The 7,685-nt window shown below is 75.0% G+C and carries 6 protein-coding genes; 1 reads left to right on the forward strand and 5 read right to left on the reverse strand.

The annotated features are described in order from the left end of the window. From ACIQOV_RS17660 to glmS, 5 genes are all read right to left on the reverse strand, one after another. On the reverse strand, positions 1–151 hold a 151-nt coding region (locus ACIQOV_RS17660; RefSeq protein WP_401049448.1), incomplete at its 3' end, for a tRNA (adenosine(37)-N6)-threonylcarbamoyltransferase complex ATPase subunit type 1 TsaE. 85 nt (positions 152–236) lie between these two features. Next, positions 237–1,472, reverse strand: a complete 1,236-nt coding sequence (locus tag ACIQOV_RS17665; RefSeq protein ID WP_401049444.1) for an alpha/beta fold hydrolase — start codon at positions 1,470–1,472, stop codon at positions 237–239. Beyond that, positions 1,469–2,668: an alanine racemase gene (alr, locus tag ACIQOV_RS17670; protein WP_401049445.1), complete on the reverse strand. Its 1,200-nt coding sequence runs from the start codon at positions 2,666–2,668 to the stop codon at positions 1,469–1,471. Before alr ends, ACIQOV_RS17665 begins: the two co-directional genes overlap by 4 nt. A gap of 139 nt (positions 2,669–2,807) precedes the next feature. After that, positions 2,808–4,283 (reverse strand): NAD(P)H-hydrate dehydratase, encoded by a 1,476-nt coding sequence (locus ACIQOV_RS17675; RefSeq protein WP_401049447.1) that lies wholly within the window; start codon positions 4,281–4,283, stop codon positions 2,808–2,810. Between the two features lie 387 nt (positions 4,284–4,670). After that, the gene (gene glmS / locus ACIQOV_RS17680) at positions 4,671–6,527 is read right to left on the reverse strand and encodes a glutamine--fructose-6-phosphate transaminase (isomerizing) (RefSeq protein ID WP_401049449.1); all 1,857 of its coding nucleotides are present in this window, start codon (positions 6,525–6,527) and stop codon (positions 4,671–4,673) included. Between the two features lie 99 nt (positions 6,528–6,626). Here glmS and coaA point away from each other — a divergent pair, with 99 nt between their 5' ends. Next, the gene (coaA, locus tag ACIQOV_RS17685; protein ID WP_359897501.1) at positions 6,627–7,622 is read left to right on the forward strand and encodes a type I pantothenate kinase; all 996 of its coding nucleotides are present in this window, start codon (positions 6,627–6,629) and stop codon (positions 7,620–7,622) included. Positions 7,623–7,685: the final 63 nt, after the last annotated feature.

Consider the following 7,685-nt stretch of genomic DNA (forward strand, 5'->3'; position numbering starts at 1 on the left):
CCCCCAGGCCCCGGGTCAGCGTGGTCTTCCCCGCGCCCAGCTCCCCGGAGAGCAGCACCAGGTCACCCGGCCGCAGCAGCGCGGCCAGCTCCCGGCCGAGCCGGCCCATCCGCTCCGGGGTGGGGACGGTGAGAGTGGCGTGCGAGCCCATGCGCGTGTCTTGCCCTTCGGTCCGTACCGGCGCACCGACCACCGGCCGCCACCGCTACCGTGCCACATCCGCGCGCCGCCGGGGCTCACACGGGGTCGACGACGCCTTCCGCGACCCGCTCCCGGGCCAGGTCGAGGACGGCCGCGGGCAGCGGCGCCGCCCCGGCGAAGCCGGCGGCCCGGCGCAGCAGCCGCGCCAGCTCGTGGTCCACCAGCTCCGGGCGTTCCAGCATCACCAGGTGCCCGGCGCCCTCGGCCAGGACCAGCTCGGCGCCGGGCAGCCGCGCGGCCATCGCCTCGCTGTGCGTCGAGGGCGTCAGCAGGTCCTTCGTCCCGGCCAGCACCAGCGCGGGCAGGCCCCGCAGGGCGGCCAGCGCCTCGTACTTCTCGTGCGCGCCGAACACCGGGTAGAACTCGGCGACCACGTCGATCGGGGTGGCGTCCAGCAGCTGCTCGGCGAAGCGCACCACACCGGGGTCGACGTCCCGGCCGCCGAAGGAGAACCTCCGGTAGAACACGGCGGCCACGTCCGAGCCCAGCCGCCTGGTCGCCTCGATCAGGTCGACCTGGCGGCCCAGCAGCTTCACCATGCCGGGCGCGACCTTCCTGAACAGTTTCGCGCCGGCCCTCGGCAGGCCGAGGCTGACCTCGTTCCAGTCCCCGGCGAGGGTGCCGATCAGCGCCACCCCGGCGACCCTCTCGCGAAACAGCTCAGGGTGCTGGTCGGCCAGCGCCATCACCGTCATGCCGCCCATCGAGTGGCCCACCAGCACCAGCGGCCCGGTCGGGGCGACGGCGTCGATCACGGCCTTGAGGTCGCCGCCCAGCTGGTCGATGCCGGCCGGCTCGCCCGCCAGGTACGAACGGGAGCGCTCGGAGCGGCCGTGGCTGCGCTGGTCCCAGAGGACCAGCCGCATGCCCTCGCGCAGCGCGGCCCGCTGGAAGTGCCAGCTGTCCTGGTTGAGGCAGTAGCCGTGGCAGAACACCACGGTCAGCGGCTCGGCGCCGGCGCCGTCCCCGTCCGGCCCGCTCCAGCCGGTGCCGTCCAGCTCGACGTACAGCTCGGTGCCGTCCGGCGCGGCCACCGTCCTCGGACGGCCGCGCAGCGAGCCGTACGGGGCGTTCGCGTCCAGCTCGGCCCGGGCCCGGCGGCGCATCGCCCGGCCGACGGTCAGCCGCTCCACCGCGACGCCCGCGGCCGCCCCCGCCGCCAGTACGCCGACCGAGATCCCGATCACACCCGCCCGGCTCACCCCGGAGGCGGCGCCGGCCGCCTTGGCGACCGCCGCGACCGGACTGCCCTCGGCCGGTGCACCGGTCATGCCGACGGGCCCTCCGGGTGGCTGCCGCCGAGGTAGCGGCGGGGCACCCGGGCGCCGATCCGGGTGATGATCTCGTACGAGATGGTGCCGCAGGCGCGGGCCCAGTCCTCCGCGGTGGGCTCGCCGCGCTCGCCGTTGCCGAACAGCAGCACCTCGTCGCCGATCGCCGGGGTGTCGCCGCCGAGGTCCACCACGAACTGGTCCATCGCGACCCGGCCGGCCACCGTGCGCCACTTGCCGGCGATCTGCACCGGGCCGGTGCCGCTGGCGTGCCGGGGGATGCCGTCGCCGTAGCCGACCGGGACCAGGCCCAGGGTGGTCTCGCCCGGCGTCGTGTAGTGGTGGCCGTAGCTGACCCCGTGCCCGCCGGGGACGTGCTTGACCAGCGCCAGCCGCGCGGTCAGCGCCATCACCGGGCGCAGCCCGAAGTCGGCCGGCGAGCCCACCTCCGGCACCGGCGACAGCCCGTACGCGGCCAGGCCGGTGCGGACCAGGTCGAAGTGCGACTCGGGCAGCAGCAGCGCGGCCGGGGAGTTCGCCAGGTGCCGGACCGCGGGGCGCAGCCCGGCGGCCTCGGCCGTGGCCAGCGCGGCGCGGTAGGAGTCCAGCTGGGCCTGGATCGACGGGTGGCCCGGCTCGTCCGCCGCGGCGAAGTGCGACCACACGCCGACGACCGTCAGCAGCCCCTCCGTCTCGGCCCGGCGGGCGGCGGCCACCAGCCGCGGCCAGTCGTGCGGCTGGCAGCCGTTGCGGCCGAGGCCGGTGTCGGCCTTCAGGTGCACCCGGGCCGGGATGCCGGTCTCGCGGACGGCGGGCAGCAGCTCGTCCAGCGCCCACTGGCCGCTGACCGAGATGTCCAGGTCCGCGCGCAGCGCCTCGTGCCAGGGCCCGCCCGGCGTCCACAGCCAGCACAGGATGCGGGCCTGCTCCGGGCGGATGCCCGCGGCCCGCAGCGCCAGCGCCTCGTCCGGCGTCGCGCAGCCGAGCCAGCCGATCCCGTTCGCGACCGCTTCCCGGGCGCACTCGACCGCGCCGTGGCCGTAGGCGTTCGCCTTGACGGCGAGCATCACCGCCGCGCCGCCGACGCGTTCGCGCAGGGCGGCGAGGTTGCCGCGCAGGGCGGCGAGATCGATGGTCGCCTCGGCCCGGAGGCCGTCGGTGCGGGTGGCTGTGCCGGTCGTGTTCGCAGTTGTCATCAGGGTCAGTCTCCCAGACGTCCCGGAGTCCTCGCCGAACGGCCCGGCGGCGCGGCGGCCCCCTACGACGCGCCGACGTGCGGCGGACCGCCCGTTCACCCCGTTCAGGACGCCGCAACCGGATGTCCCGGTTCCGGGGTCACCCCGCGCGGACCGCCCGCCACACCGCCGGGAGCGCCCCGGCCACCGCGAGCGCCGTCGTCGGGGCGCCCGGCACGCCCGCCGCCTCCCGGCCGGCCAGGCCGTGCAGGTAGGCGGCCGCCGACGCGGCCTCCAGCGGCGCGAGGCCGGCCGCCAGCAGGGAGCCGGCCAGCCCGGCCAGCACGTCGCCGCTGCCGGCGGTGGCCAGCCAGGAGGTGCCGGTGGGGTTCACCCGGACGGCCCCGCCCGGATCGGCGACCACCGTGGTGGAGCCCTTCAGCAGCACCGTGGCGCGGTAGCCGGCCGCCAGCCGTCGGGCGGTGGCCAGCCGGGCCGCGGCCAGGTCGTCGGCGGCCGGCGGTGTGCCGCCGTCGGCGCCGGCGAGCAGCCGGGCGGCCTCGCCGGTGTGCGGGGTGAGCAGGGTGGGCGCGGTGCGGCCGGCCAGCGCGTCCGGGCCGAGCCGGCCCAGCTCGGTCAGCCCGTCGGCGTCCACCAGCACCGGGACGTCGCTCGCCAGCGCCTCGGTCAGCGCCTGCCGCGCCCCCTCGCCGCCGCCCGGCCCGACCACCCAGGCCTGCACCCGTCCGGCGCCGGCCGGCCCGCCCTCGGTGACCAGCACCTCCGGGAAGCGCCGCACCACCTCCTCGGCCGCCGTGCCCACGTACCGGACGGCGCCCGCGCCGCCGTGCAGCGCCCCGGCCACCGCCAGCAGCGCCGCCCCCGGGTAGGTCGCCGAGCCGGCCGCCACCCCGACCACGCCGCGCCGGTACTTGTCGCTCTCCGCGCCCGGCTCCGGCAGCAGCGCCGCCACGTCCGCGTGCTGGAGCGCCGTCACCTGCGCGGCGCCCGGCTCCAGCCCGATGCCGACCAGCTGCACGGCCCCCGCGTACGAGGCCCCCGGGTCGACCAGCAGCCCGGGCTTGTACGTGCCGAAGCAGACCGTGACGTCCGCCCGCAGCGCGGCGCCCGGCACCTCCCCGGTGTCGGCGTCCACCCCGCTCGGCAGGTCCACCGCCACCACGATCCCGTGCCGCTCGGCCCTCGCGTACGGCACGGCCTCCGGGCGCAGCCCGCCCCGGCCGCCGATGCCGACGATCCCGTCCAGCACCAGGTCCGCACGCGAGAAGTCGGCCAGGCCGACTTCCCGCTCCGCCGTCACCCGCCCGCCGGCGGCCCGCAGCGCGGCCAGCCCGCCCGGGTGGGCCTTCTCCGGCGCCAGCAGCACCGCCGTCACCCGCGCCCCGCGCCGGGCCAGCGCGGCCCCGGCGTACAGGGCGTCACCCCCGTTGTCCCCGCTGCCCGCGAGCACCGTCACCCGGCTGCCGTACACCCGCCCTCGACGCCGCGTCAGCAGCCGCGCGCAGGTCGCGGCCAGCCCCGCGGCCGCCCGCTGCATCAGGGTGCCCTCGGGCAGCCGCGCCATCAGCTCGGCCTCGGCGGCCCGGACGGTTTCCACAGGGTGTGCATGACGCATGGGGAGAACTCCTTCGGCGGTCGGCTACCGCCGACGCTAGCCCGCGTCACCGCCCCGCGGGAGCCGGGCCTGCGGCACACGTTCGAGTGACAACCACTTCGATCCCCCGCCGGTGCCGGTCCGTACGCCTACCTTGTGGCCCGCACAAGGGTCGCGAGGCCAAGCACCTGGGCTACGCCGCTGCGGGCATCCCGTGCTACCTGGTCATCGACCGCAGCGACGGCAGGGTGACGCTGTTCACGGATCCGGGGAACGGCGACTGCACCACCCTCCACGAAACCGAATTCGGCAGGCGCATCAAGCTCCCCGCCCCGTTCTCCTTCACGCTCGGCACGGTGCCCCTGCGGTGGGACGCAGCCACCGCAGGGGCACCGTGCCGCCGAGCGACTACTCGACGGTGACCGACTTCGCCAGGTTGCGCGGCTGGTCGACCTCGTGGCCCTTGGCCGTGGCCAGCTCGCAGGCGAAGACCTGGAGCGGGACGGTGGCGACCAGCGGCTGGAGCAGCACCGGGGTGGCCGGGATGCGGATCAGGTGGTCCGCGTACGGGACGACGGTCTCGTCGCCCTCCTCGGCGATCACGATCGTGCGGGCACCGCGGGCCCGGATCTCCTGGATGTTGGAGACGATCTTGTCGTGCAGGATCGAGCGCCCGCGCGGCGAGGGCACGACCACCACGACCGGCAGCCCCTCCTCGATCAGCGCGATCGGGCCGTGCTTGAGCTCGCCCGCCGCGAAGCCCTCGGCGTGCATGTACGCCAGCTCCTTGAGCTTGAGCGCGCCCTCCAGGGCCACCGGGAAGCCGACGTGGCGGCCGAGGAACAGCACCGAACGGGCGTCGGCCAGCGAGCGGGCCAGCTCGCGCACCGGCTCCATGGTCTCCAGGACCTGCTCGACCTGCTTCGGCGCGTCGCCGAGCTCCTTGATGACGGCGAAGATCTCGTCGCCCCACTTGGTGCCGCGCACCTGGCCCAGGTACAGGGCGACCAGGTAGCAGGCGACCAGCTGGGTCAGGAACGCCTTGGTCGAGGCGACCGCGACCTCCGGGCCGGCGTGGGTGTACAGCACCGCGTCCGACTCGCGCGGGATGGTGGAGCCGTTGGTGTTGCAGATCGCCAGCACCTTGGCGCCCTGCTCGCGGGCGTGCCGCAGGGCCATCAGGGTGTCCATGGTCTCGCCGGACTGCGAGATGGCGATGACCAGCGTGCCCGGGCCCATGATCGGGTCGCGGTAGCGGAACTCGGAGGCGACCTCAACCTCGCAGGGGATGCGGGTCCAGTGCTCGATCGCGTACTTGGCGATCATGCCGGCGTGGAAGGCCGTGCCGCAGGCCACGATGACGACCTTGTCGACCGAGCGCAGGTCGGCGTCGGAGATCCGCAGCTCGTCCAGGGTCAGCCGGCCGTCGGTGCCGATCCGGCCGAGGAGGGTGTCGGCGACCGCCTTCGGCTGCTCGGCGATCTCCTTGAGCATGAAGTAGTCGTAGCCGCCCTTCTCGGCGGCCGAGGCGTCCCAGTCGACGTGGTACTCGCGCACGTCGGCCGGGGTGCCGTCGAAGTTGGTGACGGTCACGCCCTCCCGGCGCAGCTCGACCACCTGGTCCTGGCCCAGCTCGATCGCCTCGCGGGTGTGGGCGATGAAGGCGGCGACGTCCGAGGCGAGGAAGTTCTCGCCCTCGCCGCGGCCGACCACCAGCGGCGAGTTGCGGCGGGCACCGACGACCACGTCCGGCGCGTCCGCGTGCACGGCGACCAGGGTGAAGGCGCCCTCCAGCTGACGGCAGACCACCCGCATGGCCTCGGCGAGGTCACCCGCGTAGGCCTCGCCCAGCAGGTGGGCGACGACCTCGGTGTCGGTCTCGGACCGGAGGGTGTGGCCGCGCTCGGCGATCTCGGCGCGCAGCTGCGCGAAGTTCTCGATGATGCCGTTGTGCACCACGGCCACCCGCTGGTGGTCGTCCAGGTGGGGGTGGGCGTTGGCGTCCGTCGGGCCGCCGTGGGTGGCCCAGCGGGTGTGGCCGATGCCGGTGGTGCCGCCGGGCAGAGGGGTCTCGGCGAGCGACTTCTCCAGATTGGCGAGCTTGCCCGCCCGCTTGTCGGTGGCCAGGCTCCACTGCCCCTCGGAGTCCTGGACCTGCACCGCGACACCGGCCGAGTCGTAGCCCCGGTACTCCAGTCGCTGCAAGCCTGCGATTACTACGTCGAGGGCGGACTGAGCGCCCACGTATCCAACAATTCCGCACATGCGTGCCAGCATAAGGGCGGTTCTGTGGCCGTTTCCCCCCCGCGCGCGAACGCTGCGTGACCGACACCACAGCCACCGTGAACGCCGCTACGGCTCACAATGGAGCATGTGCTGACCGAACTCTGTACGCGGGGCGCCGCCACGCCCGGCCCGTCGCCGTCCCCCTACGTCGACCTCAGCCGGGCCGAGTGGAGCGCGCTGCGCGAGCGTACGCCACTGCCGCTGACCGCCGAGGAGGTGGAACGGCTGCGCGGCCTCGGCACCGCCCTCGACCTGGACGAGGTCCGCGACGTCTACCTGCCGCTGTCACGCCTGCTGAACCTGTACATCCACGCCACGCACGAGCTGCGCGGCACGCTGGGCACCTTCCTGGACACCCCGGACACCGAACGCACCCGCACCCCGTTCATCATCGGCGTGGCCGGCTCCGTGGCGGTCGGCAAGTCCACCACCGCCCGCCTGCTCCAGGCACTGCTCGCCCGCTGGCCCGAGCACCCCCGGGTCGAGCTGGTCACCACCGACGGCTTCCTGCTCCCCAACGCCGAGCTGCGCCGGCGCGGCCTGATGGCCCGCAAGGGCTTCCCGGAGTCGTACGACCGCCGGGCGCTGATGCGCTTCGTCGCGGACGTGAAGGCGGGCAAGGAGCGGGTCAGCGCGCCGGTCTACTCGCACCTGGTGTACGACATCGTGCAGGGCGAGCGGCTGACCGTGGAGCGCCCGGACATCCTGATCGTCGAGGGCCTGAACGTGCTCCAGCCGGCCCTGCCCGGCTCCGACGGCCGCACCCGCCTCGCGGTGGCCGACTACTTCGACTTCTCGATCTACGTCGACGCCCGGACCGACGACATCGAGCACTGGTACCTGGACCGCTTCCGCAAGCTGCGGCAGACCGCCTTCCAGGACCCGAACTCCTACTTCCGCCGCTTCACCGAGGTGCCGGAGGAGGAGGCGATGGAGTACGGCCGGCAGGTCTGGCGCACCATCAACAAGCCCAACCTGCTGGAGAACGTGCTGCCGACCCGCGGCCGCGCCACCCTGATCCTCCAGAAGGGCTCGGACCACAAGGTCCGCCGGGCGCTGCTGCGCAAGCTCTGAGCGCCCACCGGGCACGACGGCGCCCGCCGGGTACGACACGAAGGGCCCCCGCGTCGCGCGGGG

Origin of the sequence: Kitasatospora sp. NPDC091257 (assembly GCF_044757675.1) — a bacterium.
GTDB classification, from domain to species: Bacteria; Actinomycetota; Actinomycetes; order Streptomycetales; family Streptomycetaceae; genus Kitasatospora; species Kitasatospora lactacystinica.